General features: G+C 63.4%; 27 protein-coding genes. 15 read left to right on the top strand and 12 right to left on the bottom strand.

The window, feature by feature from the left end; all coding sequences use genetic code 11:
- Window positions 1-20 precede the first annotated feature (20 nt).
- Window positions 21-1,250, bottom strand: coding sequence for a Cdc6/Cdc18 family protein (locus tag ACFR99_RS15490; RefSeq protein WP_390289014.1), 1,230 nt, complete (start codon window positions 1,248-1,250; stop codon window positions 21-23).
- A 900-nt stretch (window positions 1,251-2,150) separates the two neighbouring features.
- On the opposite strand from ACFR99_RS15490, the gene ACFR99_RS15485 reads away from it, so the two are divergent.
- Together ACFR99_RS15485 and ACFR99_RS15480 are read left to right on the top strand one after the other, a co-directional pair.
- The gene (locus ACFR99_RS15485; RefSeq protein ID WP_390289011.1) at window positions 2,151-2,927 is read left to right on the top strand and encodes an RNA methyltransferase; all 777 of its coding nucleotides are present in this window, start codon (window positions 2,151-2,153) and stop codon (window positions 2,925-2,927) included.
- 95 nt (window positions 2,928-3,022) lie between these two features.
- Window positions 3,023-4,051 (top strand): hypothetical protein, encoded by a 1,029-nt coding sequence (locus ACFR99_RS15480; RefSeq protein WP_390289008.1) that lies wholly within the window; start codon window positions 3,023-3,025, stop codon window positions 4,049-4,051.
- A gap of 27 nt (window positions 4,052-4,078) precedes the next feature.
- Here the strand turns inward: ACFR99_RS15480 and ACFR99_RS15475 are convergent, their stop codons facing one another.
- Together ACFR99_RS15475 and ACFR99_RS15470 are read right to left on the bottom strand one after the other, a co-directional pair.
- Entirely contained in the window at window positions 4,079-4,738 is a 660-nt protein-coding gene (locus ACFR99_RS15475; protein ID WP_390289005.1) for an HTH domain-containing protein, read from the bottom strand.
- Between the two features lie 70 nt (window positions 4,739-4,808).
- A complete protein-coding gene (locus tag ACFR99_RS15470) occupies window positions 4,809-5,759 on the bottom strand; it encodes a DMT family transporter (protein WP_390289002.1) in 951 nt (316 codons plus the stop codon).
- 181 nt (window positions 5,760-5,940) lie between these two features.
- On the opposite strand from ACFR99_RS15470, the gene ACFR99_RS15465 reads away from it, so the two are divergent.
- Window positions 5,941-6,423: an Lrp/AsnC family transcriptional regulator gene (locus ACFR99_RS15465; protein ID WP_390288999.1), complete on the top strand. Its 483-nt coding sequence runs from the start codon at window positions 5,941-5,943 to the stop codon at window positions 6,421-6,423.
- A gap of 36 nt (window positions 6,424-6,459) precedes the next feature.
- Here the strand turns inward: ACFR99_RS15465 and ACFR99_RS15460 are convergent, their stop codons facing one another.
- Both ACFR99_RS15460 and gatE read right to left on the bottom strand, forming a co-directional pair.
- A complete protein-coding gene (locus tag ACFR99_RS15460; RefSeq protein ID WP_390288996.1) occupies window positions 6,460-7,542 on the bottom strand; it encodes a DUF1214 domain-containing protein in 1,083 nt (360 codons plus the stop codon).
- A 275-nt stretch (window positions 7,543-7,817) separates the two neighbouring features.
- On the bottom strand, window positions 7,818-9,686 hold the full coding sequence (gene gatE / locus ACFR99_RS15455; RefSeq protein ID WP_390288994.1) for a Glu-tRNA(Gln) amidotransferase subunit GatE: 1,869 nt from the start codon (window positions 9,684-9,686) through the stop codon (window positions 7,818-7,820).
- A 181-nt stretch (window positions 9,687-9,867) separates the two neighbouring features.
- Between gatE and srp19 the strand changes: the two genes are divergently transcribed.
- From srp19 to ACFR99_RS15440, 3 genes are all read left to right on the top strand, one after another.
- On the top strand, window positions 9,868-10,149 hold the full coding sequence (srp19, locus tag ACFR99_RS15450) for a signal recognition particle subunit SRP19 (RefSeq protein WP_373616772.1): 282 nt from the start codon (window positions 9,868-9,870) through the stop codon (window positions 10,147-10,149).
- A 1-nt stretch (window position 10,150) separates the two neighbouring features.
- Window positions 10,151-10,399 carry an H/ACA ribonucleoprotein complex subunit GAR1 gene (locus ACFR99_RS15445; RefSeq protein ID WP_390288990.1) on the top strand — a complete coding sequence of 83 codons (249 nt, stop codon included), beginning with the start codon at window positions 10,151-10,153 and terminating at the stop codon, window positions 10,397-10,399.
- Between the two features lie 94 nt (window positions 10,400-10,493).
- Window positions 10,494-11,498 carry a presenilin family intramembrane aspartyl protease PSH gene (locus ACFR99_RS15440; RefSeq protein WP_390288988.1) on the top strand — a complete coding sequence of 335 codons (1,005 nt, stop codon included), beginning with the start codon at window positions 10,494-10,496 and terminating at the stop codon, window positions 11,496-11,498.
- On the opposite strand, the gene ACFR99_RS15435 is transcribed toward ACFR99_RS15440, so the two are convergent.
- The 4 genes from ACFR99_RS15435 to ACFR99_RS15420 form a co-directional block, all read right to left on the bottom strand.
- Window positions 11,495-12,613, bottom strand: coding sequence for a PAS domain-containing sensor histidine kinase (locus ACFR99_RS15435; RefSeq protein WP_390288985.1), 1,119 nt, complete (start codon window positions 12,611-12,613; stop codon window positions 11,495-11,497). The two genes, ACFR99_RS15440 and ACFR99_RS15435, sit on opposite strands and share 4 nt — an antisense overlap.
- A 168-nt stretch (window positions 12,614-12,781) precedes the next feature.
- On the bottom strand, window positions 12,782-14,284 hold the full coding sequence (gene cysS / locus ACFR99_RS15430; protein WP_390288982.1) for a cysteine--tRNA ligase: 1,503 nt from the start codon (window positions 14,282-14,284) through the stop codon (window positions 12,782-12,784).
- Window positions 14,285-14,343: 59 nt separating this feature from the next.
- Window positions 14,344-15,390 carry a PAS domain-containing sensor histidine kinase gene (locus ACFR99_RS15425; RefSeq protein WP_390288980.1) on the bottom strand — a complete coding sequence of 349 codons (1,047 nt, stop codon included), beginning with the start codon at window positions 15,388-15,390 and terminating at the stop codon, window positions 14,344-14,346.
- A 160-nt stretch (window positions 15,391-15,550) separates the two neighbouring features.
- Complete coding sequence (locus ACFR99_RS15420) at window positions 15,551-16,054, bottom strand: DUF7523 family protein (protein WP_390288977.1); 504 nt, start codon at window positions 16,052-16,054, stop codon at window positions 15,551-15,553.
- 110 nt (window positions 16,055-16,164) lie between these two features.
- Here ACFR99_RS15420 and ACFR99_RS15415 point away from each other — a divergent pair, with 110 nt between their 5' ends.
- Together ACFR99_RS15415 and ACFR99_RS15410 are read left to right on the top strand one after the other, a co-directional pair.
- The gene (locus tag ACFR99_RS15415) at window positions 16,165-16,491 is read left to right on the top strand and encodes a NifU family protein (protein ID WP_390288974.1); all 327 of its coding nucleotides are present in this window, start codon (window positions 16,165-16,167) and stop codon (window positions 16,489-16,491) included.
- Between the two features lie 64 nt (window positions 16,492-16,555).
- Window positions 16,556-16,816: a BolA family protein gene (locus ACFR99_RS15410; protein WP_390288971.1), complete on the top strand. Its 261-nt coding sequence runs from the start codon at window positions 16,556-16,558 to the stop codon at window positions 16,814-16,816.
- Between the two features lie 27 nt (window positions 16,817-16,843).
- Here ACFR99_RS15410 and ACFR99_RS15405 read toward each other — a convergent pair whose 3' ends face one another.
- Complete coding sequence (locus tag ACFR99_RS15405) at window positions 16,844-17,656, bottom strand: enoyl-CoA hydratase/isomerase family protein (RefSeq protein WP_390288968.1); 813 nt, start codon at window positions 17,654-17,656, stop codon at window positions 16,844-16,846.
- 29 nt (window positions 17,657-17,685) lie between these two features.
- Here ACFR99_RS15405 and ACFR99_RS15400 point away from each other — a divergent pair, with 29 nt between their 5' ends.
- A complete protein-coding gene (locus ACFR99_RS15400; RefSeq protein WP_390288965.1) occupies window positions 17,686-17,862 on the top strand; it encodes a hypothetical protein in 177 nt (58 codons plus the stop codon).
- A 20-nt stretch (window positions 17,863-17,882) separates the two neighbouring features.
- Window positions 17,883-19,298 (top strand): class II fumarate hydratase, encoded by a 1,416-nt coding sequence (locus tag ACFR99_RS15395; RefSeq protein WP_390288962.1) that lies wholly within the window; start codon window positions 17,883-17,885, stop codon window positions 19,296-19,298.
- A 41-nt stretch (window positions 19,299-19,339) separates the two neighbouring features.
- Here ACFR99_RS15395 and ACFR99_RS15390 read toward each other — a convergent pair whose 3' ends face one another.
- Window positions 19,340-19,756, bottom strand: a complete 417-nt coding sequence (locus ACFR99_RS15390; protein WP_390289130.1) for a universal stress protein — start codon at window positions 19,754-19,756, stop codon at window positions 19,340-19,342.
- A gap of 249 nt (window positions 19,757-20,005) precedes the next feature.
- Between ACFR99_RS15390 and ACFR99_RS15385 the strand changes: the two genes are divergently transcribed.
- The 5 genes from ACFR99_RS15385 to ACFR99_RS15365 all read left to right on the top strand — a co-directional run bounded on the left by ACFR99_RS15385 (window position 20,006) and on the right by ACFR99_RS15365 (window position 25,477).
- Window positions 20,006-20,239 carry an HVO_2901 family zinc finger protein gene (locus tag ACFR99_RS15385; RefSeq protein WP_390288959.1) on the top strand — a complete coding sequence of 78 codons (234 nt, stop codon included), beginning with the start codon at window positions 20,006-20,008 and terminating at the stop codon, window positions 20,237-20,239.
- A gap of 317 nt (window positions 20,240-20,556) precedes the next feature.
- Complete coding sequence (locus ACFR99_RS15380; protein WP_390288956.1) at window positions 20,557-21,045, top strand: PH domain-containing protein; 489 nt, start codon at window positions 20,557-20,559, stop codon at window positions 21,043-21,045.
- Entirely contained in the window at window positions 21,042-22,631 is a 1,590-nt protein-coding gene (locus ACFR99_RS15375; protein ID WP_390288953.1) for a PH domain-containing protein, read from the top strand. The genes ACFR99_RS15380 and ACFR99_RS15375 overlap by 4 nt, the downstream gene beginning before the upstream one ends.
- A 1,414-nt stretch (window positions 22,632-24,045) precedes the next feature.
- On the top strand, window positions 24,046-24,441 hold the full coding sequence (locus ACFR99_RS15370; RefSeq protein WP_390288950.1) for a DUF5805 domain-containing protein: 396 nt from the start codon (window positions 24,046-24,048) through the stop codon (window positions 24,439-24,441).
- The gene (locus ACFR99_RS15365; protein ID WP_390288947.1) at window positions 24,431-25,477 is read left to right on the top strand and encodes a tyrosine-type recombinase/integrase; all 1,047 of its coding nucleotides are present in this window, start codon (window positions 24,431-24,433) and stop codon (window positions 25,475-25,477) included. Before ACFR99_RS15370 ends, ACFR99_RS15365 begins: the two co-directional genes overlap by 11 nt.
- A gap of 449 nt (window positions 25,478-25,926) precedes the next feature.
- Here the strand turns inward: ACFR99_RS15365 and ACFR99_RS15360 are convergent, their stop codons facing one another.
- The gene (locus ACFR99_RS15360) at window positions 25,927-26,853 is read right to left on the bottom strand and encodes a hypothetical protein (RefSeq protein ID WP_390288944.1); all 927 of its coding nucleotides are present in this window, start codon (window positions 26,851-26,853) and stop codon (window positions 25,927-25,929) included.
- Window positions 26,854-26,924 lie beyond the last annotated feature (71 nt).

Here is a 26,924-nt window from a genome sequence, read left to right as displayed (position 1 = left end):
GTAGCTAAGCAGCCGATCCGCTACTCGTCGTCTTCCAGAACGGCCAGCCGCGAGTCACGCAGGAGGACTTTCTTGACGATCGAGGGATTCTCGAGCAGGCGATGTTTCGCGTGTGCGCCGCGGCCGCGGCCGCGTCCCTCGCGTTCGGACTGGATGACGTTGAGGAAGTTCTGTTCCTGGAGGATCTCCTGGACCCGGCGTTCGGAGAGGACGTCGAAGTCGAGTTGGCGGGCGACTTCCTTGTACTGGTTGTAGATGATCTTCGTCGGGAACTCCTTTTCCGAGCTGTTCTCGGTCAGCAGCGTCAGCGAGTAGAGGATCGCCTTGGCCTGCTGGGGCGAGCCCTCGATGAGTTCGTTGAAGCGGTCGGCCTCGGTTTTCTCTTTCGCGTCGCGGACGTGGTCGGCCGTGACCTGAGACTCGTTTCGTTTCTTGGCGATCCGGCCGGCGTTTCGGAGAATGTCGATCGCCTTGCGCGCGTCACCGTGTTCCTGGGCGGCGAGCGCGGCGGTCAGCGGAATCACGTCGTCGGAGAGCACCCCATCGTGGAACGCGTCGCGGCGTTTCTCCAGAATCTCGACGAGTTGGTTCGCATCATACGGCGAGAAGACGAGTTCGTCACGCGAGAGACTCGACTTGACGCGTTCGGAGAGGTGATCCGGGAAGTCGATCTTGTTCGAGATGCCGATAATGCCGATACTCGAGTCCGAGATGCGTCGGTTCTCCCCGGCTCGCGACAGTTTGCGGAGGACTTCGTCGTCCTCGAGCATGTCGATCTCGTCCAAAATGACGATGGTGACGTCGGTACAGTGGTCGACGGCCTGCCAGAGGCGCTTGTAGTAGTCGCCGGTCCCCAGGCCGCGATCCGGAACGGTGACCCCGCTCTGGTCGGGATCGTTGACGAGTTGGGCGATCGTCTTGACGATCGACGCCTCCGTGTTCTGTTCGCCACAGTCGATGAAGGCGTACTTCACGGTGACGTCGTCGTGCTGGGCCTCCGTAATAACGCGTTGGGTGACCGAGCGCGAAATAAGTGACTTGCCGGTTCCGGTCTTGCCGAAAATAAAGAGGTGGTTGGGCTCGCTCCCGAAAATCGCCGGGTTCAGGGCGTCCGCAACCCGTTGCATCTGCTCGTCACGACCGACGATCCGATCCGGACCGGGCAGGTGCGTGATCTCGAGCAGACGCTCGTCGGCAAAGACCGGATCGTCGTACCGAAAGAGCGGGTCTCGATCGTCGTTGGCGGACATTGCGCTACTCCGACCCTTTCAACTGGACTGAAATAAAGCTGTGGAGATCGCTCGCGGATGTAAATCAGCCGTCAGAGCGACTCGGATAGGGTACAACGGCCGCATACGCGATTATCGTTCGAAACGCCAGCCTCGCGCTTGTGATCGATCACGGTGGACACCCCCACCCCCGTCGCGAGTGTAAAGCACGCACGTTCGACCCAGTTAGCAATACGTTGTCTCCGGTTTCGGCTCCCTATTTCTGTTTGATAGCAGCGGACAGGATACCCGTGATACTGTCCATACCGGGTTCGAGAAGGGCTCGAGGAACGGATCTGTCGATTAGCCACCGGGCCCACACCCCCCTCGCGTTTGTAACGGTGAGAGGGGAAGGGTGGTCGAGACAGATCACCGGATTTGCGGAATAAAATGCCGGTTTCAGCCCGAATTTACATTCGCGACGGAGGTGTGTTCCAGATCAGAACCTCCACACGGATATGGCGTTACAAACGCGAGGGGGGTGTGTCCCCCTCACATTCGATCTCTTGCAGCTATACTATCAGTACGCTCCGTTCTGAGGGCTCTCCAGGCGAAAATACATCCGCTAGTGACCCCCGCAGTGCTTCAGGGATGACTGGCGTCTCGGTTATCTAGATCATCTCACTACTAGATATTCTCTATCTCTTCACTATCTACTTACTAGCTAGAACACAACTAGAGAGAAGAACAACACTAGAACGATAGAGAATCGATCGATAGCTGCCACCGAAACGCGAACGCGTCTCTTTTTGCGGTCCCACACTGAATCCCGGCTATGAATCCGATGGGTACAGCGTTCCAGTCACGATCGCCGTCTGCCACCGATGTGGACAGCGACCTGACAGCACCGACCCCCCTCGAGCACGTCACACCCTCGAGCCAATGACCGACGACTCGTCACCGACCGACCCACCTGCGAGTCGAACGCCGCCGGCGGTTGCGGTCGTCGACGCACAGTCGCCCGGCAACGTCGGCACCATCGCCCGCGCAATGAAGAACTTCGGCTTCGAGGAGCTCTTGCTCGTCGAACCGCCCGAACTCGACCCCGACGGCGAGGCATACGGCTTCGCCGGTCACGCTCGCGAGGACGTGCTCCCGAACGCCGACGAGATCAGTTTCGATCATCTCGTAGAAAACTATCACACGATCGGCTGTACGGCGGTGACGAACGAAGACGACAACAGCCACGTGCGATTTCCCTACTCGACGCCCGCCGACCTCGCCGACCGGCTGCCGACCGTCGAGGCACCGACCGCGCTCGTCTTCGGGCGCGAACGCGTCGGCCTGACGAACGAAGAACTCGCCCGGATCGACGAAATCTGCTCGATCCCGGCAAACGCGGACTACCCCGTGCTCAACCTCGGGCAGGCCGCCACGATCGCGCTCTACGAACTCCGATCGCTGACCCTCGGCGACGAGACCCAGTTGCCCGACGTCGAGCGCGTCCGCGCCCCCGAACCGACCGTCGATCGGCTCTACGATCAGTGGGGTGCGCTGCTCGAGGAACTTAACCATCCCGACGAAAAGCGTGACAAGACGATGCGGATGCTCCGTCGGGTGTTCGGCCGAGCCGATCTGACCGAGCGCGAGGCGAACACGTTACTCGGGATACTCCGCCGGGCGACCGAACGACCGGCCGAGAACGCGGATCGGTCGTAACAGGACCGCGGTTCGATCGTAACGGAATACGTGTGCGACGGGCCATCGCCCACAGGCCAGTACAATAATACGGGTTCGGTGACCATCACCACGGGATGACTGATCTTCACCGACGGAACGCGCTGGGACTGCTGGCTGGCGGAATGGCGTTTCTCGCCGGCTGCTCGGAATCATCCGACGGAAACGGGAATGGCACGGATCCTGCCACTGATGGATCGACCGACTCGGCTGGCGGCGAGTTGCCACCGTACGCCTCGATGCTGCCGACGACCGAGCAGCCGGAGTACTTCTACGGGGCGATCGACGTCGAGACGATGTACACCCTGGTCAACGACGAGGGAGCCGAGGCGGGCAAGGAACCGACGGATCCACTGGTCGGTAACCCCGTCGTCGTTGCGCTCCTCTGTTGGTTCGGGCTCGGACAGCTCGGCACCTCCGCTGGCTTCGACGCATACAACGACAACAACGAGACCGAAAACGGCGAGGAACAGTTCGTCTACGCCGACGGCGTGTACGCACTCGTCGGCTCCTATGACCGCGACGGCGTCGCAACCGACCTCGAGGCCGCAGGCTACTCCATCGAGACCGAGGCCGACGGCTACTCCGTCTACGCCGACAGCAGCAGCGACGAGGTCGTTGGCGTTACAGACGACGTGTACGCGTACTCGTATCCGAACGGGGGCGACTCGTCGTTCGATCCGGTGACCGCCGTCGAGCGAACGGTCGCGACAGCAGCCGGCGAACAAGCACCGAAACACGAGGCCGACGACGACTTCGAGCAACTGCTTCGAGCCGGCGACAACAGCGGGATCGCCTGTTGTCTCTACACCGACGACGACGCGTTCGACTCGAGCACGCTTTCGGACGATCAGGCGAGCGACACCGACAGCTTACAGTTCGAATTCGGTGCGTTCGACGGGTCCTATGGCGTCCACCAGGGTCTGTCGGTTGCCGGAGATGCCGCGACTGCACGCGCGACCGTCAGCTACAGCAGTGACGACCTGGTCGACGAAGACGGACTCGAGTCCTCGCTGGGGACGGAAGCGACCACGAAGTCGGTCGACCGTGCCGAGACGACGGTGACGATCGACGCCGAGTACGGCGAGGAGTTCGCACGCGAGTAAGTGCGAGCGGTCGTCGTGGGGCGCTGCTTATCGAGTCGCGATCGGCGACGGCTCGCCCTCGCTCGTGAGTTCCTCCGGCCGTGACTCGTACCGGCCGGCTTCGGTGATGGTGCCGATCCAGCCACAGTCACTGCAGGCGAATAGCCCCTGGCCGTCGACCAGTGAGCCGCCACAGTCGGGACACGTGTTCGATGTCGCGGACGCGCGCGTGTCCGTCGTGACCGAGCCGAGCGGTTCCGGCACCTCGCCGGTTCTGAGTGTGGCGATCGCCTCGTCGGTCGTATACGTCTCCTCGGTTCGCTCGTCCGTGTGGGGGAAGACGCCGATCAGTTCGTCGTCGGCATAGACCTCGAGACACAAAAGCGGTGTCACCAGCCGTTCTCGCGTCTTGCCGGTCACCTGTGAGGTCGTCGATCGCTCGCGGAACGGCGGCCGGACGCTGACACCGCGCTCGTCGGCCCACTGGGCGAATCGTTCGTAGTTGTCGATGACTTCCTGATAGGGACTCTCCTCGGTGAGGGCGACTTCCTGTGGCCAGCTTCGCAGGAGCAACTCGTCGATCGCGCCCTCGGACTCGCAGGCCTGCAGCGTCTCGATCTGCTCGTCGATCGGCTCGAGCAGTAACGGTGCGCGCACGTGACAGACCGCTGTAAGCGCCGCTGTGTCGGTGTCAATCGTCTCAGACATTGGTCATGGGATCGACCAACGTCCGTGTTGATAAGCGTTTCTCCGATCGCAAATATTCGGTAACACCCGCTCACGAGGTCGGGGCCGATCGCCGCTCGAGGGCCGATCGGAGCAGCGATCGCAGTGCTCGGCGTTTGATGACGACGAAGCCGGCGAGGATCGTCGCCAGCCCCACGAGCGTCAGCGAGTCGACGACGTGTCCCAGCGCGAGCCAACTGACGCCCATCGCGACGACCGGCTCGGCGTAGCTGACGAGCGTAACCTGTGTCGCCCCGCTTCGCTCGAGCAGGTCGAAGTAGAGGAGAAACGCGAACACGCCCGAGATGACCGTCAGGTAGCCGAAGGACGCAAGCGAGGCGGCCGTCACTTCGATCGCCGCGACCGATTCCCCGCGCACGAGCGCCCAGCCCAACAACACGCCGGCACCGACGAGCATCGCCCAGGCCTGGAGCGTCTCGAGGGGCAGCGTCGCGTCGATCGGCCGAACGAGGACGCTCCCGAGAGCGAAGGCGACCGCCGAAGCGAACACGAGGGTAGCGCCGACGGTTGCGTCACCCCCGAGCGCGTCCGGCGACGGCTGAACGATCGCGGCCACGCCGACGAGCCCGAGCAGGAAGCCAACGACCCCAGCGGGTGCGAGCCGTTCCGACGGGAGAACGACGCCGGCGAAGCCCGCCGTCAAGATCGGTGCCGTGCTGACGACGGTCGCTGCCACGGCACCCGAGACGTACAGTTCGCCGAGGTACAAGAGCCCGTGATAGAGCGCGATGACGAAGACGCCGGCGACCGTGACGGCCAGCCACTCCGCTCGCCCGCGCGGCCGCGTGCGATCGGCCGCGATAGCCGCGTATCCGAGGACGATTACGCCCGCGAGCGCGTAGCGAAGCCCGGCGAACAGCAGCGGTGGCACGTACTCGAGACCGATCTCGATCGCGACGAACGAACTTCCCCAGCAGAGCGCGAGGATCGAAAAGAGCACCGCCTCGCGGTACCCGTCTGGCACTGATCGGAGTAGATTCATACCCGATTCGGAACCGACTGTGATATTTAGATCTGTCTACAACCAGCCGTAAATTCCCGAATTACAAATCACACATACGAATATTATCCGAATACGGAACCCACAGACAGGATCTATCTTGTAGATTTCTCCAATTACATCGGTCGGAAGACACATACGGACTGCCGTCCGACGCGGACGTATGGACGACCGCGACGTGCGCCTGCTCAAGGCCATCGCCGAACTCGAGACAGGAAGCCCCGAGCGGCTCCACGAGGCGACCGGCATTCCGGTCTCGACGATCCACTACCGACTCAACAACCTCCGCGAGGAGGGCATCATCGCGAACGACCGTTACGACATCGACCTCGAGGCACTCGGCCTCGGCGTCACCGTCCTGGTCGAGATCCATGCCGATTACCAGGGCTCCTACGAGGAGTTCGCGGATCGACTGTTGACCGTCGAGGGCGTCACGAACGTCTACTTCACGATGGGAGAAACGGACTTCATCGTCGTCGCGCGACTGAGCGGCAGCGAGATGGTCGAGCGGCTGATCGCCGAGTTCGAGGACCTCGAGGGCGTCGATCGAACCGTCTCGACGTTCGTCATCTCGGCGGTCGAAGAACGGGATGCCTTGCAGAGCTACAGTCTCGAGACGCTGCTCGAGGAGCTAGTCGATACCTGACGAGCGGCGTGAAACGACCCGAGCGCGCCGCGTCTCTCACTCGAGGGGCTCTGCCTCGGGGAACTGATAGCTCCCGTCGAGGATCTCCTCGCGCGGCTCGTAGAGCCGGACCGTGTAGTTCCACCCTGCCGGCGTATAGAGGTAGTTTGGCTGATCGGGGTCGCCGCCGAAGTGAATCGTGACGCTGCCGTCGTCGGCTCGCTCCGCGGTCACGTTGTTGATCGAGTACGCCTCGTACTCGTTTTCCTCGAGGTACCAGTCGCTGTTGTAGACGGTGACCGACCAGTATCCGTCGACGGGGACGTCCCCGACGGTGAGCGTGTACGGCGTGTCGCCGTCGTTCCGTTCGGGCGTTCGCCAGAGGACGAACTCGTCCGTTTCCGGACTGCCGCCCCAGCCGACCGCGGTACCGAGAAAGTGCTTGACCGGGTCGACCTCGTCGGCGTCGCCCCACACGCCCCGGGAGTCCTCCATCGTCTCTCCGACCGTGATGAGCGCATTGCGGATTTCCTCGAGCGAGTCCTGATCCCAGTTGGGGATCTCGAACGTCCCGGTCGATTCCTGACTCGCCGTGAGGTCGTTCTGGATGGCGTGAACGGCCTCGACGTCGTCCGGATCGTCCGGGTCGAGCAACGTGCGGACCAGGACCAGACAGTACCGCGTCCCGACTTCGTCCTGCGTCAGCGTGTATTCGCCGCCGGTCGTGGACGATCCCTTCACGTAGTGGTCCTGATCGATGACGATCAGCAACTGGTAGCGGTCACCCGTGTCCGGTTGGGTGACGGTGACCGGCTCGGTCAGGTCGAAGACACCAGCCGAGTAGAGCGTGTCGCGATTCATCTGGATGACGTCCTGCTGGTCGATGGGGACCAACTCTCGGAGGTGATAGAACTCTCCGAATCCGCCCAGTTCGACGTATCGTGCCAGGTACGTGTCGGACTCTGCGCGCGGGTAGTTCTCCCACGTTACTGAAACGGACTCGTCGTCGGTTGTCTCGGTTCGGGTTTGGCGAGCGGTCGCCTCCGAAAAGTCCTGGCTCGCACTGGCGCTGCCGACGCCCAGCGCGAGCGCGCCGGCGAGACCAGTCCCGCGAAGCGCGGTTCGGCGCGTCGTTCGCATCGATTCAGAGTCCGATTCGTCCCTCGTGTGCTGTGTCTCGTTGCACATACCCATGTCTCTCCGAGCGCCCCACAGCGGCCGTGCGGACGGCTCAACGGGTCACACACTAGCGCACCATATAATACGAAGACGCGACTGACTTGCACTCTCTTGACATGATGAGGGTATAGACTGGATGGTAATCACTGCGCTCACTACGCTGGCTACCCGCGCTGTCCCTGTAGCGGAGCGTCGCGAACACCGCGCCAGTAAAAGAGTCGCGTTATCGACGCCTGTTAGGCTCGTTTCTGAATCTCTTCGCGAAGCAACTGGCTCACCAGATCACCGTCTGCCTTGCCGCGAAGCGCGCCCATGCACTCGCCCATGAGTCCGGAGAACGCCTGCATGCCTTCGTCTTCGACCTGCGCCTCGTTTCGTTCGACGACTTCGACGACCGCCTCGCGGACCTCGTCCTCGTCGGCACCGCCGAGTCCGGCTTCTTCAGCTGCCTCCGCGGCCGTCCGGTCGGGCTTCTCTGCCAGTTCCGTCAGCAGGTCCGGCACGCCCTCGTTGGGCAGGTCGCCGTCCTCGACCATGCTCAGGACGTCCGTGATGTGTTCCTCGGTGAGCGCCTCGACGGGGACGTCGTCGCGTCGGAGTTCCGTCAACGTCGACTCGAGCGTCGTCGCGGCAAGCGTCGGGTCGATACCGTCCGCGACCACGTCCTCGAACAGCGGCATGTACTTGCCGTAGGCGACCTGCTCGGCCAGTCCCTCGCCGAGATCGTACTCGGCCTGGTAGCGCTCGACCTTTGCGGTGAGGAGTTCGGGTTCGGGAACGTCGCTCGGGTCCGGTTCGACCGGCGGCACGTCCGTCTCGGGGTACATCCGCGCCGCCCCCGGAAGGGGACGGAGGTAGCGAGTGGTCCCGTCGTCGTTCGCGCCGCGGGTCTCTTCGGGGACGCCCTCGAGGGCGGTCGCGGCCCGGTCGGCGACGGCCTCGATAGCGTTTTCCGCGATTTCGGTCTCGTCGGCGACGATCGCGACGGCGTCCTCGGGGTCGACGCCGACCGCGTCGCGCAGCGCCGCCACTTCCTCCTCGGTGACGCCGTAGGCGGGGAGTTCGTCGGTGTGGAAGATCCCGCCCGCGCCGTGGCGCTTGGCGTGGTCCGAGAACTCGGTACCGAGGCGGCGGTCGGGCGCGATCTCGCGGCCGACGAGGCCGTCGAAGCCGTACAGCGGGACGGCCATCACGCTGCCACCGGCATCCAGCGCGCTGCGGATGACGCCGCTGTCGGTGTCCTCGAAGACCCCAGTCACGTCCTGCGTGTCGCCGACCGACGCCTCGCGTGCCTCGAGCTCGTCGCGGATCTCGACGAGTTCGGCCTGTCGACCGACCTCGTTGCGGACGATGTCGTCGATGTCGTCGAGGCTCTGGACGCCTTTGATCTCGACGCGTGCGCCCTCCTCGATGGAGACGTTGACGTCCTGGCGGATCGTCCCCAGGCCGCGCTTGACCTTGCCCGTCGAGCGCAGCAGCATCCCGATCCGTTCGGCGGCCTCGAGGGCCTGTTCAGGTGAGGAGATGTCCGGTTGGGTTCCGATTTCGACCAGCGGAATCCCCAGTCGATCGAGGCTGTAGCGTACTCCGTCGTCGGTCTCTTCGACGCGCTGGGCGCTTTCCTCCTCGAGCATCAGATCCTCGATCCCGACGGCCCCGTCGCTCGTCTCGATTTCGCCGTCGGTGGCGATCAGCGACGAGCGCTGGAAGCCACTCGTGTTCGAGCCGTCGACGACGATTTTGCGCATCACGTGGGCCTGATCGACCGGCGACATGTCCATCAGCTGGGCGATCTCGAGGACCGTCTCGAGGGCCTCGTCGTCGAGTTCGTGGGGTGGCTCGTCGTCTTCCTCGACGAGACAGGTCGAGTCGTAGGCGAGATATTCGAACTCGCGTTCGACCATGCTCTCCTCGACGGCGGCGTCGTCGAGTTCGCCCAGTTCACTCCGGGTGGGATGCAGATAGCGCGTAAACCGACGCGTCGACTCCGCCGGCTCGCGGAGGTCGGTCGGACACTGGCAGAACAGCTTCGTCGCCGTATCGAGTTGCTGGTGGATTTCCAGCCCGGCGACGAGTCCGAGGGCCTCGTAATCGTACTCGGTCATTGGCGGCCACTCGGAGGCGGAGGGGTAAAAAACCGTCCAGTCCGCGCCGTCGACACGATCGAGACGATCGTCGAAGAATTCATCCGAACGTATTCGTTCAGTTCGTTTGGATCGTACTGGTATCGGCAGCCGACGTATCGTTTTGAAAAGGGTTTACTCGCCGGACCGCCCAGAGGGGCGCATGGTCGAGAACGTCATCTGGCCCGCCTATCTCGATGCGGACCTCTCACGGAGCGACGGTCGCCGCGTCTCACAGGAGTTGGCGGTCGAGGAACCGACGGTCGACGAGATCGCGAAGGCCGTCCAGCAGATCGGGTACGACGCCACGATCGAGCGAGACAAGGCCTACTCCCGGGAGCACTGGGCCGACCGGGGCCGGGTCGTCGTCCGCGGGGCCGACGACTCGACGAAAAACGACCTCGTGCAAGCCGTCGCGGCGTACGTCGTCGCGATGCGCGAGTGAGATGCGCCGGGTCGGCGCGGTCGTCCGCACGGCACAGGGGCTTGCGGTGCTCCGCGCGGACGACACAGACGACGATGCGTCTGCAGAACTCCGCGACGAGATCGGGACGATCGTCCTCGACGACTCCCTCGAGGAGGTCGGCCGCGTCGTCGACGTCTTCGGACCCGTCTCGCGGCCCTATCTGGCGGTGACGCCCGACGACGATGTCCACCTGCCGTCGCTGGTGGGGGCGACGCTGTACGCGCGGTAGCGTCGCCACCGCGTGTCGGGTTCGACCGTCGGCGACGAGCCGTCGCCGACCTGGAGTGGAAAAGCCAATACGAGCGGGGTGCAAACGCCGCGCCATGAACGATCGGACGCGGGTCCTCGTCGCCGTCGGCACGACGGTCCTGCTCTTTCTCGGTGTCCAGCTCGGCGCGCTGGCGCTGATCGATCCCTTCACCGAATCGGGCCGGCAAGCCGTCGAGGACCCCCAGAACCCGACGAACAGCGTCCTCTACTTCGGGGTGATGCTCGCCGCGACCGGGCTGATGCTCGCGGCGTTCAAGTACGATCTCGAGTGGCTCATCCGCCTGCTGATCGTCGGCGTCAGCGTGATGATCTCGTGGTACGTTTTCGCCGAACTCGTCCCGGCGTTGCTCGCGCCACTCGCGGGGAGTGGGAGTGTGGTCGACGCACTCGCGATCGTCGCCGCGCTCGCCGTCGGCGCAGCGCTGTGGGTGTACCCCGAGTGGTACGTCATCGACGCGACTGGCGTCGTGATGGGTGCCGGTGCTGCCGCCCTGTTCGGGATCAGTTTCGGCCTGCTGCCGGCGCTGCTGTTGCTTGCAGTGCTTGCAGTCTACGACGCCATCAGCGTCTACGGCACCGAACACATGCTCGACCTCGCCGAAGGCGTCATGGACCTCAAGATCCCCGTCGTCCTCGTCGTCCCGATGACGCTGTCCTATTCCTACCTCGCAGCCGGCAGCACCGACGACGTGCTCGAAGACGACCGCGACGGCGGCACTGATGACGATACTGCGGCCGACTCCGACGCCCACGAAGGCGCACTCGACCGCGACGCCCTGTTCATCGGTCTCGGCGACGCCGTCATCCCGTCGATTCTCGTCGCCAGCGCCGCAGCGTTCCTCGAGGTCGGGATGCTGTCGGTCCCCCTGATCGCGTTGAACTGGCCCGCACTCGGCGCGCTGGTGGGAACGATCGCCGGCCTGCTCGTGCTCATGTACATGGTCCTCAAAGGTCGTCCGCACGCCGGCTTGCCGCTGCTCAACGGTGGCGCGATCGGCGGCTATCTGCTCGGTGCGCTCGCAAGCGGGCTCTCAGTCGCCACGGCACTCGGATTCTAGGCGGACAACTCGAGCATCGAGACGCCCCGAATCTCGAATCGAGCGCCACCGTCTCGGCTCGCAGTCACCGAGACCGACCAGCCGTGTGCGTCGGCGACTTCCCGAACGATCGCGAGCCCGAACCCGGAGTTTCGCCCAGCCTCCCGTGTCGACTCCGTCTTTTCCGCTCCCGACTCACTCGCCTCACTGCAGTCGGCCGAATACCCCGAGTCGAACACCCGTTCGCGGCGCTCGGGTGGTATCCCCGGGCCATCGTCTTCGACGTAGAACCCGCCGAGCGCCGTGTCACCCGCACTATCCGTGCTCGAGCGCTCGAGCGGGCCGACTGTCACGGTCACGTCGTCGCCGGCGTGTTCAACGGCGTTCCGAAAGAGGTTCTCGAAGAGATGACTCACCAGCGACTCGTCGGCCCGGATCGCGACGGTGCCGGTCACCGAAAGGGTCGCCGATTCCGTGTAGACGTGTTTCCATGCGTCCTCGGCTGCCGTCGCGAGCGGGATCGTCGCCAGCTCGGTTTCGGCGACCTCGTCGATCGTCACGAGCGCCAGCGCGTCGTCGATGATCGACTCCATGCGCTCGAGCGACGAGCGCAACGAACTGCGGTCGCCGTCGTCGTCGCGCTCGAGGGCATAAGCCTCTGCCAGTGCGACCGACAGCGGGTTTCGCAGGTCGTGTGAGAGAAGCTTCGCGAACCCCTCCATTCGCTCGGCCTGGGCCTGGGTTCGTTGCTCGAGTCGATGTCGCTCGGTGATGTCGACGTGCATAACGAGCACGAACCGCTCGCCTGCGTGGTCGTACGGTGTCGCCCGCATCATAAACCAGCGCTCGCGCTCGGGCGTGTGACAGGGATACTCGAGGGTAAACTCTTCGCGATCTCCGTCCGCGACCGCCCGAATCCCGCGTACCGTCTCCACCGCCTCGGTACCGTCGCTTCTCTCACAGACCGTAAGATAGTTTATCCCGACGCCGCCCGCAGCGTCGGGCAACCCCTGCTCGTCCCCGAACGCGTCCCATGCCCTGTTGGTGTAGACGATTTCCCCCGTCTCGTCGAGGATCGCCACGTGGGCAGGCATGGCATCGAACCCAGCGGTGACGACCGAGCGAGAATCAGCCATACCGTCTAGAGACGCGCCACCCACTTGAGCGAGCAGGTTACAAATAAGAATACTGTCAATATATGTGACTGGATGGTTGGTACTCGGACGGTTCACACAGCGATCGCACGCGATCGGTCGCCACTGAGCCGTGTCACGCGCGTGTTCACTGACAGCTGTCCATCCGTATCACTCGCTCGATGGCAGCCGATACGTCGCCCCCTCGTCGGTGTCCTGGACTTCGATGCCGAGTGCCTCGAGTTCGTCGCGCAGTTCGTCGGCGCGCTCGTAGTTGCCGGCGTCGCGTTCGGCCTCGCGCACGTCAAGGACGAGTTCCACGACATCACCGGCGAGTGTGGCCGTGCCCGTTGTCTCGCCCGTAAAAGAGAGGCCCAAGATGTCGCCCAGTTCCTCGAGGGTCTCGACGGCGCGTCGAAGCCCGCGATAATCGGAGCCATCGTCGGAATCGACCGCCTCGAGATGCCGGTTGATCGCCGTCGCGACCGACAGCAGCGCGGACTGCGCCTCGCGGGTGTTGAAGTCGTCGTTCATTGCGGTCGTGAACGTTTCGCGCGCATCGGCGAGGTCGTCGCGCAGCGACTCGTCCGTGGCCTTCGAACTCGCCTGTGGCGAGTCTAGCACGTCGACGGCAGCCTCGTATGCCCGCTCGAGTTGGTCCCAGCGCTCCTGGGCCTCGGCGATCGTCTCGTCGGAGTACAGCTGTTTGCTGTTGTACGATCCCGCGGTCAGGAACGTCCGCATAACGTTCGTCCCCCAGCGGTCGATCGCCTCGTCGACGGTGACGAAGTTGCCCAGACTCGAGGACATCTTCTCGTCGTCCATCTGGAACAGTTCGCAGTGGAGCCAGTAGTTGGCGAACTGCTGGTCGGTTGCGGCTTCGGATTGGGCGATCTCGTTTTCGTGATGCGGGAAGACCAGATCCCGACCGCCGACGTGGAGGTCGAGCGTCTCGCCCAGATGGGTCATGCTCATCGCCGAGCACTCGATGTGCCAGCCGGGCCGTCCCTCGCCCCACGGCGCGTCCCAGGTCAGACCTTCCGGCGGGGTATCCCCATGGTCGACGCCCTCGTGGCGATGTTCCTCGAGTGCGTCGGGGTCGACGCCGTCGGCTTTCCAGAGCGCGAAGTCCGCCGGATTTCGCTTCTCGGTTCGCTCGTCGGGATCGCCCTGAGACTCGATTTCCTCGAGATCCTGATTCGAGAGCTTGCCGTACTCCTCGAAACGAGTCACGTCGAAGTAGACCGAGCCGTTGGATTCGTAGGCGTAGCCCTTCTCGATCAGCGTCTCGACGAGATCGATGATCTCGGGGACGTGTTCCGAGACGCGTGGATAGACCTCCGCGCGCAGGAGGTTCAGCGAGCGCATGTCGTCGATCGTCCGCTGGATGTAGGTCTCGGCCACCTCGGATTCGCTTTCACCGAGGTCGTCCTCGCCGATCCGGGCGACGATCTTCTCGTTGACGTCGGTGAAGTTCTCGACGTGACGTACGTCGTAACCGAGGTGCTCGAGCCAGCGGTGCATGACGTCGACGTGGACCCACGAGCGTGCGTGGCCCAGGTGTGGCGGATCCGAGACCGTCAGGCCACAGTAGTAGAGCAAGACGTTCTCGGGGTCCTGTGGCTCGAACGGCTCTTTTTCGCCCGTCAACGTGTTCGTCACGTGCAGGGTCATTGGGCTCATTTCCCCCGGCTGAAAGTTAAAGCGTGTGATGCCCTCCGGTCGGCTCGTCGCTACGCCCCGACGGACTCAGCCCGTGGCAGCAAGAATCGCACGACGTTTCCACGGGGGGTGTTCGCCTCGAAGACGAGTTCGCCACCCAGCGAGTCGACACACCACTGCATCACCCACAGCCCGATGCCGGAGCCGTGGTAGGTGGCACTCGCCGCGACCTCCTCTCTGAGCACGTCGACCTCGACGTCCGGGATCGGTGGGCCGTCGTCGCTGACAGCGATCTCGGCCTGTCCAGTGGCCGAGTCGATGCCGACCGACACCTCGACGGACGGGACCTCGCGGTCGTTGTGCTCGATCGCGTTGTCGATAGCGTGGGTGATCGCGTGGCGGAGGCCCGTATCGGCGTTGACGCAGATGTCGTCCCGAATCTCGACGGTTATCTCGGCCGCCACTGCGTCCGCTCGTGCCTCTGCGGCGACCTCTTCGACCAGTTCGCCGACATCTATGTGAGACCGCTGTGTCGCGTCGGGTGTCGTGATCTCCTCGATCTGGCGAATCGAATCGCTCAGCGACCCGATCTCGGACGCAATTTCGAGGATCGTCTCGACTTCCCGCTCGAGTGTCTTTTCTTTGATCGCTCGCTTGAGCCGATCGGCATAGCCCATGAGCACGTTCGTCTCGTTTCGGAGGTTGTGGCGGACGACGCGGTTGAGGAGCCGCAACCGGCGTGTCTGAGCCTTGTACTCGGTGATTTCCCGAACCTCGGCGATGATACACGTGGTGTCGTCGATCGTCGTCCGATCGAGCCGGACGCGAATCCAGACCAGTTCACCCGACGGTCGTTCGATCCGCCACTCGAAGACCTGCGACTCGCCGGCGGCAGCAGCGCGCAGTCGCCGGATCGCCTCGTCCTGGGAAAACGTCGTCGATGGTGCTGTAAACTCCTCGATATCCATCTCGAGAAGTTCCCCTCGAGAGTAGCCGTACAACTCCTCGATCCGGTCGTTCGTGTCGAGGGCCGCACCGGTTTCCGGATCGCGTACGACGACGCCGATCTCGAGATCGTCGAACGCTGCCGGTAACGACACGTCCTGAGAACGCCCCATAGGTACTCCCAGAAAGTGTGACTATAAAAACCCATAACCAACGGAAGTAGCCTTCTGCTATGGCTCTCCTCATACGGACTCCTGTCAGTGGATGCCAGCCGGCCGCGACCGTCCTGCAGTCCCTAAACAGTGACAGCAGCCCGCATCAATCATTGCGCTCTCACCCGGACCGCGCAGCCACACGCTCGAGCGCGTCTTCGACCGCCCGCAGCGCGTTCGCACCCTCGAGTCGCTCGACCACGACTACCAGTGCGTCCCCGGCGACGCCGGCTGCAGTTGGCGACAGCCCCTCGGCGGTAAGTCGCGCAAGCACGGCCGCGAGCGCGGCCGCGTCGACGTCGCCGGCGGCAACGATCGCGGTCAGATCGCCGCCGACAGGACCCAACGCCTGCCCGCCGACCCTCACGAGTGCGTCGGCGTCGTCGCTTGCGTCCTCGAGCGGGCCGATCCCGCTTTCCATCCGGACGCGAACGTCTCGCGAGTCGGTCTCGTAGGCCGGCAACTCGTCGGCGTAACGGCGCAGCGCCGTCGCGATCGCATCGGTCTCGCCGTCGACGGCGAGCATGCGGGCGGCGGCGGTGTAGTTGACGACGCCGGCCCGCAGCGCAGTTCGGAGGAACGGCCGCCGGTCGACTGCCCGGCGCGTCTCGGCTGCCAGTGACATATCGGGGACGGCGTCTCGAGTCGGTATAAAGTCCTCTCATCGCCGCTCTGGTGATCGCCGCACGAACCGATGCCCGACAGTATATACCGCTCCAGTCCCTCGCCACAGCCATGAGCGAGCCCGAGTCGGACCAGTCCCCAGAGGACGCCGTTCGCGAAGCGGTCACGCTGTTCCTTCGCCGCAACTTTCCCCAGATCGAGGGCCACGGCGGCGACTCCTCGATCACCGAGGTCGATCTCGAGGAGAGCCACGTCGGGATCAACTTGAGCGGTGCGTGCAGCGGCTGTGGGGTCAGCCCGATGACGACCCAGGCGATCCAGCGGCGACTCCCGGCCGAGATCGACGCGATCGATCACGTCACTGTCACGACCGGCCTCGACGGGCTGGGCGAGCAGGGCTCGTCGGGCCCGGACGTGCCGCCGGACGTCCCGTTCTGAGCGTGCGACCGTGTCGCTGGCCGCGACCGGGTCGTTTTTGGCTCGAGCCACGTATGCACCCAGTATGAAGCCAGCAGCCGTCGAGGAACTCATCGAATCGAATCTCGAGGACGCCGAGGCGACAGTCACCCACGCCCGCGACAAACACGACGAGGATCACCTCGCCGCGACGGTCGTCTCGCCGGTCTTCGAGGGGCTGCCGCTGGTCCAGCAACACCAGCAGGTCTACGACGCGCTCGACGAGCACATGACGACCGACATCCACGCCCTCGAACTGTCGACGTACACGCCCGCCGAGTACGACGACCTCGAGGCCGACCAGTAACCGGAACCGATCGGTCCTGCGCGGCCGCTATTCGCCGGGCCACTCGTCGGCGTCGAGTGGCTCCCCCTCGAGGAAGGCCGCAATTCCTTCGTTTGCGTCGTCCGTCGTACAGAGCGTTGCGAACTGCTCGTTCGAGTAGTCAAGCGCCTCGTCGTAGTCCAACTCGACCATCTCGTAGAACGCCTGTTTGCCCAGCTGGACCCCCATCGGGCTCTTCTGTGCGATCGTTTCGGCAAGCTCCATCGCTGCCGTCAGGTGGTCGCCTTCGGATGCGACGCGATTGATGAGACCCCACTCGAGGGCCGTCTCGGCGTCGATCAACTCGCCGGTCAAGATGAGCTCGAGACACCGTTTTCTGGTGAGTGCCTTCATCAGCGGGACGGCCGGCCCCATACAGAACAGGCCGACCTTGGGTGCTGTCGCGCCGAACTTGGTTCCCTCGGCGGCGACGGCCAGATCGCAGGCCGCGACCAGCCCGATCCCGTTGGCGGCTGCGTGGCCGTGGGCCGCAGCGATCACGGGCGTTCGCATCTCTGTGACGGTGTGAAACGGTTCTTCCATCCGTGTGACCCACGCCTCGTATTCCGACTCGGTTTCGTGGTCCCCGTGTTCGGAGAGGTCGATGCCGGCCGAGAAGCACTTGCCTGCGCCGTCGACGACGATCGCACGCACGTCGTCGTCTTCGTCGAACGCGTGCAGCGCCGCGTCGAGATCCTGCGCGAGTTCGGTGCTGAACGTGTTCATCGCCTCGGGCCGCGCAAGCGTGATCCGGCCGACGTACTCGTCGCGGCTGCATTCGACGGTCTCCCACTGCTCGGTCGTGGATGTCTCGGAAGCCATGTGAACTGATTGACCAGATAGTGTGATAAATGATGCCGTTACCCACCAGCCGCTCGCCATCGGCTCGCCCACCGTCGAACCGGAACGATGATCTCGACCTCGAGACGGCCCACGAGCTCCACAGCGTCGGGCGGGAACGGCTCCAGTCGGTCATTCGAGAGCGCGCCCGCGCGACCGAGACCGGGCTTTCGGTGGATTTTACCTGACTGACTGTGAGCCATCGCGTATGGGAGACGAAGACGAATATCGAATCGAGGAGGACAGTCTCGGCGAAATGCAGGTGCCAGCGGACGCCTACTGGGGTGCACAGACCCAGCGCGCGATCCAGAACTTCCCCATCTCGGGAATCACGTTCGGCCGCCGGTTCGTCCGCGCGCTCGGCGTCGTCAAGAAAGGTGCTGCACAGGCCAACCGCGACCTGGGCCTGGTCGACGACGACGTCGCCGAGGCGATCATCGAGGCCGCCGACGAGGTTATCGCCGGCGAACACGACGACCAGTTCCCGGTCGACGTCTTCCAGACCGGCTCCGGGACGTCCTCGAACATGAACGCGAACGAGGTCATCGCCAACCGCGCCGCCGAGATCATGGGCGCAGAGATTGGCGACCGCGTCGTCCATCCTAACGACCACGTCAACTACGGCCAGTCCTCGAACGACGTCATCCCGACCGCGATGCACGTCGCCGCCCTCGAGGCCGTCGAAAAAGACGTTATCCCCGCACTCGATACGCTTCGTGAAGCGCTCGAGGAGAAAGAAGCGGAGTTCGACGATGTCGTCAAGACCGGCCGTACGCACCTCCAGGACGCGACGCCGGTCACGCTCGGCCAGGAGTTCGGCGGTTACCGCACGCAGGTCGAGAAGGGCCTGGCCCGCGCCGACAACGTTCGTGACCACCTCGCGGAACTCGCGCTGGGCGGGACGGCGACCGGCACTGGCCTGAACACCCACCCCGAGTTCCCCGGTCGCGCGGCCGAGTACATCACGAAGGAAACCGGCGTCCAGTTCCGCGAAGCCGACAACCACTTCGAGGCCCAGGCGGCCCACGACGCCATGAGCGAGGCCCACGGCGCGCTGCGAACCGTCGCCGGCTCGCTGAACAAGATCGCCAACGACCTGCGCCTGCTCGCCTCCGGTCCACGCAACGGGCTCGGCGAGATCGAACAGCCCGAGAACCAGCCCGGCTCCTCGATCATGCCCGGCAAGATTAACCCCGTCGTCGCCGAGGCCGTCAACCAGGTCCACAAGCAGGTCGTCGGCAACGACGCCGCCGTCTCCGCCGGCGCTGCCGAGGGCCAGATCGACCTCAACCTCTACAAGCCCGTGCTGGCACACAACTTCCTCGAGTCGGCCGAACTCATCTCGAACGCGAGTCAGGTCTTCGGCGACCGGTTCGTCCGCAAGCTCGAGGCCAACGAGGAGTACTGTGCAGAGCGCGTCGAGGAGTCGATGGCGATGGCCACCTCGCTCAACGTCCACATCGGCTACGACAAGGCAAGCGAGGTCGCCAAGACCGCACTCAAGGAAGACAAGACGGTTCGTGAGGTCGTCCTCGAGAAGGGCTACCTCGACGAGGACGAGGCCGACGAGGTCCTCGACCCCCGGAAGATGACCGAGCGCGGCATTCTCGGCCAAGACGACTAACTGAGCCGACGGCGCTTTTTTCGCTCCGCGATTCGATCCTCTCAGGGCCGTGCGATGAGAACCGACGTGTCGACCGTCCGCACGACGCGATCGGTCGTGCTCCCGAGAAGACGCTCTTTCACCCCCGAGCGGCCGCTCGCACCGATGACGACGAGATCGACGGTCTCGTCGTCGCAGTAGGCCGCGATCACCTCGTAGGGTTCGCCCTCGCGGGTGAGTCGCTCGTAGGACATGTCGGCCAACTCGGCCCGGTTGGCGGCCTCCTCGAGAGCCGAGTCGGCTTCCTCCTCGAGTGTCTCCGTGAGCTGTGGCGCGATACTGCCGGACGCACCGGCGGACATCTCCGTCCTGACGTCGATGAGGTGAAGGAAATGGACGGTGGCTGCTTCGGCGTCTGCGATCTCGACGGCCTGTTCGACCGCTGCCGTGCTCGAGTCGCTGCCGTCGGTCGGCACCAGGGATTGATCCAGTCACGTGTCTCTACCTACCAACATCACTACATATAGTGAAGGTATATGTTCACATAAAACACGATGCGATCGATTCGCCAGTAGATGGACAACACGATGTCGAGTAAACACGAATTCCAACTGTTCTTTTTTGCCAGACTATCGTCGACAAATCGGGGCAGTGACGCCGAATCACGCCAGAATTGAGCGGAATAAAAAACCCAAGCAGTTTTGGCAAATGCTCGCGTCAGATGAACTATGCACACCTGTCGTAACTGCAACCAGTCGTTCCAGACCGAGCTCGCTCTCGAGTTACACCGCGATACGTGCAAAAAGGGACAGCTCTTCTGTCAGGTATGTGGTGATCGATTCCGAGAAGGTGACGCGACTCAGGACGGATGGCACTACGAGTGTCCGAACGAGGACTGTGACGGCGACGGGCTGCAAGAAGACCTCTATCGCGTCGAAGACGTTCGAGCCACGACCCACTGACTGCTTTCCGTCGAGTTTCCCGCTCCCTGTACTCTGATATCCGAGCGACGGCGCTCTCGTTAACGACGATTACTCTTCGTTACTCGAGGCCACGTCGACGACTCTCCGTCTCACCTGCCAGCGGTCGTGGAAACGCGAACCGAACGAGACCGATGCCTCGAACGGCCCCTTTCATACGTTCTGCTGTACCGGTTTCCAGGCGCACCCCAGGACGGGTCGCGGGCGCGCCGGCACCCACTGACAGCAGTCCGTCTCACACGGTACGAACGACCGCCGCTTTCCCACACTTTAATCAAGCCTGTTCCGTCACGACATGTATGGAACGGCTCACGCCACGAGTTCGAGTCGTCTGGCTTGCGCTCGCACTCGTTCGAGCCGCGATTCTCGGCGGTCTCCTCGTCGGCGGGGCGATCGCCCTCTCGCGGACTGCGCTCTCGGACGTTGCGCCGGTTCCCCTCGTGCCGACCGCAGCGGGACTCGCCGTCGTGCTCGCGATCGTCCGCATACTCGTCGCCTGGCGACGCTACGGCGTCTGGCGGTTCGAGCTTCGAGACGACGACCTGTACATCCGCCGGGGCGTCTTCACGCGAACCAAGACGGTCGTCCCCTTCGTCCGGGTCCAGCACGTCGACTCCAGGCGCTCGCCGCTAGAGCGAACGGTCGGCCTCGCGACGGTCGTCGTCTACACGGCCGGTTCGCGGAGTTCGGACGTCGCGATCCCCGGCCTGACGCCGGGACGTGCCGAGGCGCTTCAAGAGTCGCTTCGCCAACTCGCAATCGAGAGTGCGGGTGAAGACGCCGTATGAAGAAACTCCATCCAGCATCGGTCGCCGTCCGATCGCTCTCGCGCAGCCTCAACACCGGCTTCGTCTTTTTCGTCATCGGTGTCGTCGTCTCGCCGGGCGGCAACGGGATGGATCTGCTGTCGATCTTCGGCCTCGTCGTCCTCGGGATCATCACGGGAATCGCCTACGAGTTCGCCTACTACCAGCGGTTCAGATACGAACTCACCGCAGACACGTTCGACGTCACCTCCGGCGTCCTCTCACGTCGCACCCGTGAACTCCCGATCGGGCGGATCCAGAACGTCGACATCAGACAGAACGTGGTCGACCGACTCCTCGGTATCTCCGCCGTCCACATCGAAACCGCCGGCGGTGGTGAGACCGAGGTCAGCCTCCGATACGTCTCCGAGGCGGAAGCTCGCCGTCTCAGACGCCAGCTCCGGCAGGGCGCACGTACCGAAGCCGAAGAGACGGAATCACTCGAGGGTGAGGAAGCCGCTGCTGAATCCACAGCAGAGACGGCCGAGGAGGAAGAACTCCTCTTCGAGATCCAGCCCCGCGAACTCGCGATTCTGAGCGTTTTCACGATCGATCCGGGTGCGAGCGTACTGGGCGGGATCGCGCTCTCGTTTGCCAGCGGGTTCGATCCGACCACGCTAGTCCCCGCCGATCGCGTCGGGGGCTTCCCCGGACCGGCGACCGGCGTGTTCGCGCTCGCGTGGGGGCTCTTGCTCTTTTTGCTCGCCGCCTGGGTCATCAGTGCGCTCCTCACGTTCACCCGCTACTACGGCTTCCGGCTCACCCGTGCCGGCGACGAACTCTACTACGAGCGGGGGCTCCTCCAGCGTTACAGCGGGACGATTCCGCTCGAGAAGGTCCAGGCACTGACGATCTCGGAGTCGATCCCCTTCCGCTGGTTCGGCTACGCCGCGTTGAGCGTCGAGACGGCCGGCTACGCCCCTGGCCAATCCAACTCTCGCGGAACCGAGTCTGCGATCCCCCTCGCGGACGCCGACCGCGTCGCCGCACTCGCACGTGCGATCGAGCCCTTCGGTCCGATCGACCTCGAGTCGCCGCCCCGACGTGCTCGAGAACGGTACGCGGTCCGATACCTGCTGGTCGTCGCCGCCGCCGTTGGCGTCGCGTATCTGGTGGCGCGGTACACACCGTACCTTCGGCAGTGGTACGCCGTCGCCGTCGTCGCTGTCCTCGTTCCCGTCGCTGCCCACCTCAAGTGGACGAATCGCGGCTTCCGTATCGGCGAACGGTACTTCCTCTCGCGGACGGGGTTCTGGCGGCGAACGACGAAGATCATCCCCCACTACCGGGTGCAGGCCGTCCTCCACGAGGCGACGATCTTCCAGCGTCGCCGACACCTTGCCAGCGTGACGGCTGACACCGCCAGTTCCGCCTCGTTTTTCGGTCGGGCCGCGACGGCCCACGACGTCGATGCCGATCGGGGACTCGAGTTACAGGCCGATATCGAAGAGCGGCTCCAAGAGCGGCTTCGGAGACGAACGCGCCAACGCACCGTCGATCGGTGGTTTCGAAACTCAACAGAGCCGACCGACGACGCGTCGGTAGTCGACGAAGACGAGGACACCTGACGACCGTCTTCCCGCATTTCGCTGTCGGCACCTCGGCAACTCTGTATACCGTTATGTGATTTATGTGTCCAGGGGTGGACAGTGCTCAGCTCGAGGTACTGGAATTGAAAGCCACCGATAGGCGTCACAACGGTGGAACACACTGTTTGCACGATGGCTGTACAATAGGTTTGGAACCGGCCTCAGTGATGTCTGTCGTCGCTCTACCATCGGTGACTGCTGTGGGGTTCCGGACAACCCACGCCTTTCTTTGTCTTGCTCCGAGCAGAACCGACGCTGGGACTGGCTACGACGTTGACCGCTCGACCGCTATCCGCCCTAAATTGATTGCCGGACGAGAGCCGTATGCACTCTGTTGCCGGACGAGGGTCCGTGACCACCAGACCGCGTCGAGTGCAATCGAGATGAACCGGTTTGTCCGGCAGGATCGCTCGCGTCGAATCGCGTCGACGGTTCGTCCGACAGTACCTGTCGGAGCTGGACCGAGAACCGCTGACGCGCTCTGTAACGCTAAACGTGATAGAATCGCCACAGGCGCGTTCTAAGACGGTTCGATCGTAACTGATACCAGACGACCAGCGGGATGTCCACTGGCTTGATACCAGCATAGATCGTCCTGCGTGACGTACTGTGGCCGGAACTGGGAACCCTGGTTTACGGCAATTACCGGACGGACGTCCAAAACCTCACCCGTCGCACGTGGCCTGTGTGCACCAGCATCGCCGTCGGTGAGCGTGCTGGAGCCAATCGTAACGGTGACTACCCACGCTCAGCCGAACAGTTCGAGTCCGCGTCATCACCATGGAGATCGATCCGTGGCCGAGACTCGATGCGTTCCGACGGTACCCTCCTCACTCCGTTTGGATCCTGCCATACCCAGTGACCGTATCACATCGACGTGACGTTGACTCGAGCAACGAACAGGGCACACTGCGCAGATCAGTCAGAAAAGCGGAGAGAGCGACGACCGAGCGGACCCTCGTCAAGGACCCGTACCCACACAAAGCTGTCCGAGACGGTCGTCGAATCTCGCTGTCGCCGGCAGCGGCTGGACTGTTACTCCAACCAGACCGGTCTCGCTCGAGTCGTGGTGCCGACCGCGGATCGAGGTGTGATCGCTGGCTGGTGTTTCGCTCGAGCGAGAGAATGATACCGCTCATTGATTCCGACCAGACAACTTAGACACACGAATGCCGACTACGTATTGGGCCGGCGAGGCTGCGTCCAAAATAACATATCTGAAACGGTAGGACCAGTCTGTGGTATCTTGTATACGAATTTGTGGGGCCTTTAATGAAGCATATCTCAATCTGTAGGGTCATAACTGGCGCTATTTGGGTGCTGCTAACTGAGATAAATATACTTAGCTCAAATAATGGGTAGATTGAATATCATCGCGTTTGATGGATGCCGTATGAGCGATTCGGCCGACACGTCTCGAAAAACTGTCAAAACCTACGTCCCGGCCTACCAGAAATCCGAGTGGCAATCCCACGCCGACGACCTCGACATGAGTCAAAGCGAGTTCGTTCGGACGATGGTGCAGGCCGGGCGAACGGGGTTCGATCCCGCCTCAGAGGAACCCGATTCTCCGGACCCAGACCCTGGGGGTAACACCCTCGAAAGGCAGGTCCTCGAACTACTATCTTCTGACACGTATTCGTGGGACGAACTGCTCGAGGCGGTCTCCGACGACATCGAGTCGCGACTGGACGAGACCCTCGAGGACCTCCAGGCGACCAACCGGATTCGATACAGCGGACGCCACGGCGGGTACACGACTGTCGACGGTGGTGGCGATGGCGACTGAGCCCACTGGCGACGCGCCAGCGGACGTGGCTGACCCGATCGCGTACTTCCTCGACGACCAGCGGTATCACGGCAAGAGCGAACGGACGCTCGAGGCCTACGAACGAGTGCTGCGGCGATTCGAGGCCTTTCTCCGCGAGCGCTTCGACGTCGACGCGGTCGGCGCAGCCAAACGGCGGGAGTGTATGGCCTGGGTGCACTCACTGCGCGGCGAGTTCGAAGACAGCACGATCGCGACGTACGCCTCCTATCTCAATCGGTTCTACGACTACATGACCCGCGTCGGCGTCTTCGACGACAACCCGATGGCGCTCGTCATGGAGGAACTGTCCGAATCGATCGAGACCAATCCAACGCGACGCGACATTTCGGTGCCGGAAATGCGGTCGTTCGTCGCCGAAATCGCCCATCCTCTCGAGCGAGCCATCGTCGTTACCCTCCTCAAGACAGGAATGCGCGTCGGTGAACTCTGCAACCTCGATCTGCGGGATCTCCACCTCGAGACCCCGGGACTCGACCTCGCGTGGACGCCCCGCGTCGGGCTCGAGCAACGCCCCGAATCGATGTTCGTCTCTGCCGAGCCGGCCCGCGGAACGACCGTCAACGGTGAGGAACGGACGGCCTCGAACAAGCGAAAACGGGACACGGTCGTCCCCGTCGACAGTGAACTCCGGCGAGTGGTATGCGAGTGGCTGGCGATCCGCCCGGACGCGGCATCGCCGTCACGGCCGCTCTTTCTCGATACCCGTGACTCGTGGGGCGAGCGACTCACGCCGTCGGATGTCCGCTATATCGTCGAGAAACATGCCCGCGACCACGGCTGGTATCGCACCGGCGGCGGGACCCAGGAGAACGTCACGCCACACTACTTCCGGCACTTCTTCACGACACATCTGCGGGATCGAACCGGGGATCGAGGAATCGTCCAGTACCTCCGGGGTGACGTCGCCGGCGACGTGATCGATACCTACACCCACAACTGGGGCGATCGTGTCCGAGAGACATATCTCGGATCTATCTACTCCGTGACCCAGTGACTGAAGTCGGGTGTTTGGAGCGATCTCGGCTATTACGGCGGTTGTAGGTCGGTTGACTGTTGATTACTTGCGCTTGTACCCACGGTCTGCCGAAATGAACCTTGGCCGAACCAGTTTCCCGAGAAATAACTACTACTATACTCACATCTACTGTCGCAGTTCGCACTAATAAATCGCATACTGCTATACCAATATGTGCGATCGTTGTGGCCGTCAGCGAGAACTATCTCTCGAGATTGCAGCGTCGGCCTCCGAGGAGACCATCGACCTCTCCCATCTAGCTGTCAACTAGCAGTAGTATTCGTTGTATTCGGGAATCGAACAACGTGCGACGAACGATCGATACCAGTGACGACCTCGAGGCTTTGAAGTCGTCACTGAACGTTTCCGTAACTGACTGTACAATCGGGATTGGCTGCTACCCACACCGACAGCCTGCGTTCGAGTGTTTATTGACCGACCGCGAGTTCCGTCTCGAGATCTGCACCGTTCAGCAGCGTGCGGACGCGATCGACCGTGTCGGTGGTTTCCGCGGTGTTCTCAAGTAGGACGGTCTCGCTCGGGAACAGCTGTTCGCCGAGCAGAAGGCCGTGGTCCCGTGCGGTCGAACCGGTGACGGTCAGATAGACACCGAGGCCCGCGTCGGCGATCGCTGCCTCTTCCTCGCGGCCGTCTTCCGGATAGTGAAAGTCGACGCCGTCGAGCGTTCGCGTGCCGAGTACCGCCTGCACGAGCCGTTCGTATCTGGGCTCGATACAGAGTGGCCCCTCGTAGGTCTCGAGGAAGTCCCGATCGATCGATTCAGCGGACGGCGCGACCTCGGGCGTGGCCAGTAGCGTGTGGTAGACGGTGTCTCCGAGTCCGGTGACGACTTGTACGTCGGTGTCGGCGGGATTGATCCGAGCGTTTACGTCGGCGATCCGGTCGAGCGGCTCCGGCCGGAGCTCGACGACCTCTTCGAGGACGAGATCGGCGCTGTCGAATCCGAGCGCGAACTCGTGGGTCCGCAGCGCGCGGAACGGCTCCTCGCGGCCCACGAGTTGGACCGCCGCGCCGGCGGGTGCGCCTTCGACGTCCGACAGCGGGATCGTGACGCTGTCGAAGACGATCCGTCGCGGTTTGCCGGCGCGGTCGTCGCGCAACAGCGTGTACTCGGGTGCGGTCGAGTCGTCGACAGTACTGTAGTCTGCGAGACGATGGTAGACGTCCTCCTCGTCGGGATCGATAGTCCCTTTCGTGAGTGCCTTTTCGTGACGAAGCGTCGAGGTAATGTCGTCGGCGAGGTCGGGGACGCCGAGGCGACCTGCGATCCGATCGAGTACTGACTCGAGCGGTCGCCCCTTTCGTGGAACAGCGATCGGTATCGTCTCGCCCATCGACCAGTTCTCAATCGGCGACGGATAAACGAGTTGCGTTTCCGGCACAGTCCGAAATCGATGGGTGACAC

Source organism: Haloarchaeobius amylolyticus (genome assembly GCF_042678045.1).
Classification (GTDB): domain Archaea; phylum Halobacteriota; class Halobacteria; order Halobacteriales; family Natrialbaceae; genus Natrinema; species Natrinema amylolyticus_A.
The sequence above is the reverse complement of the archived record's forward strand: the minus strand, read 5'-3'. Positions and strand labels throughout refer to the sequence as shown.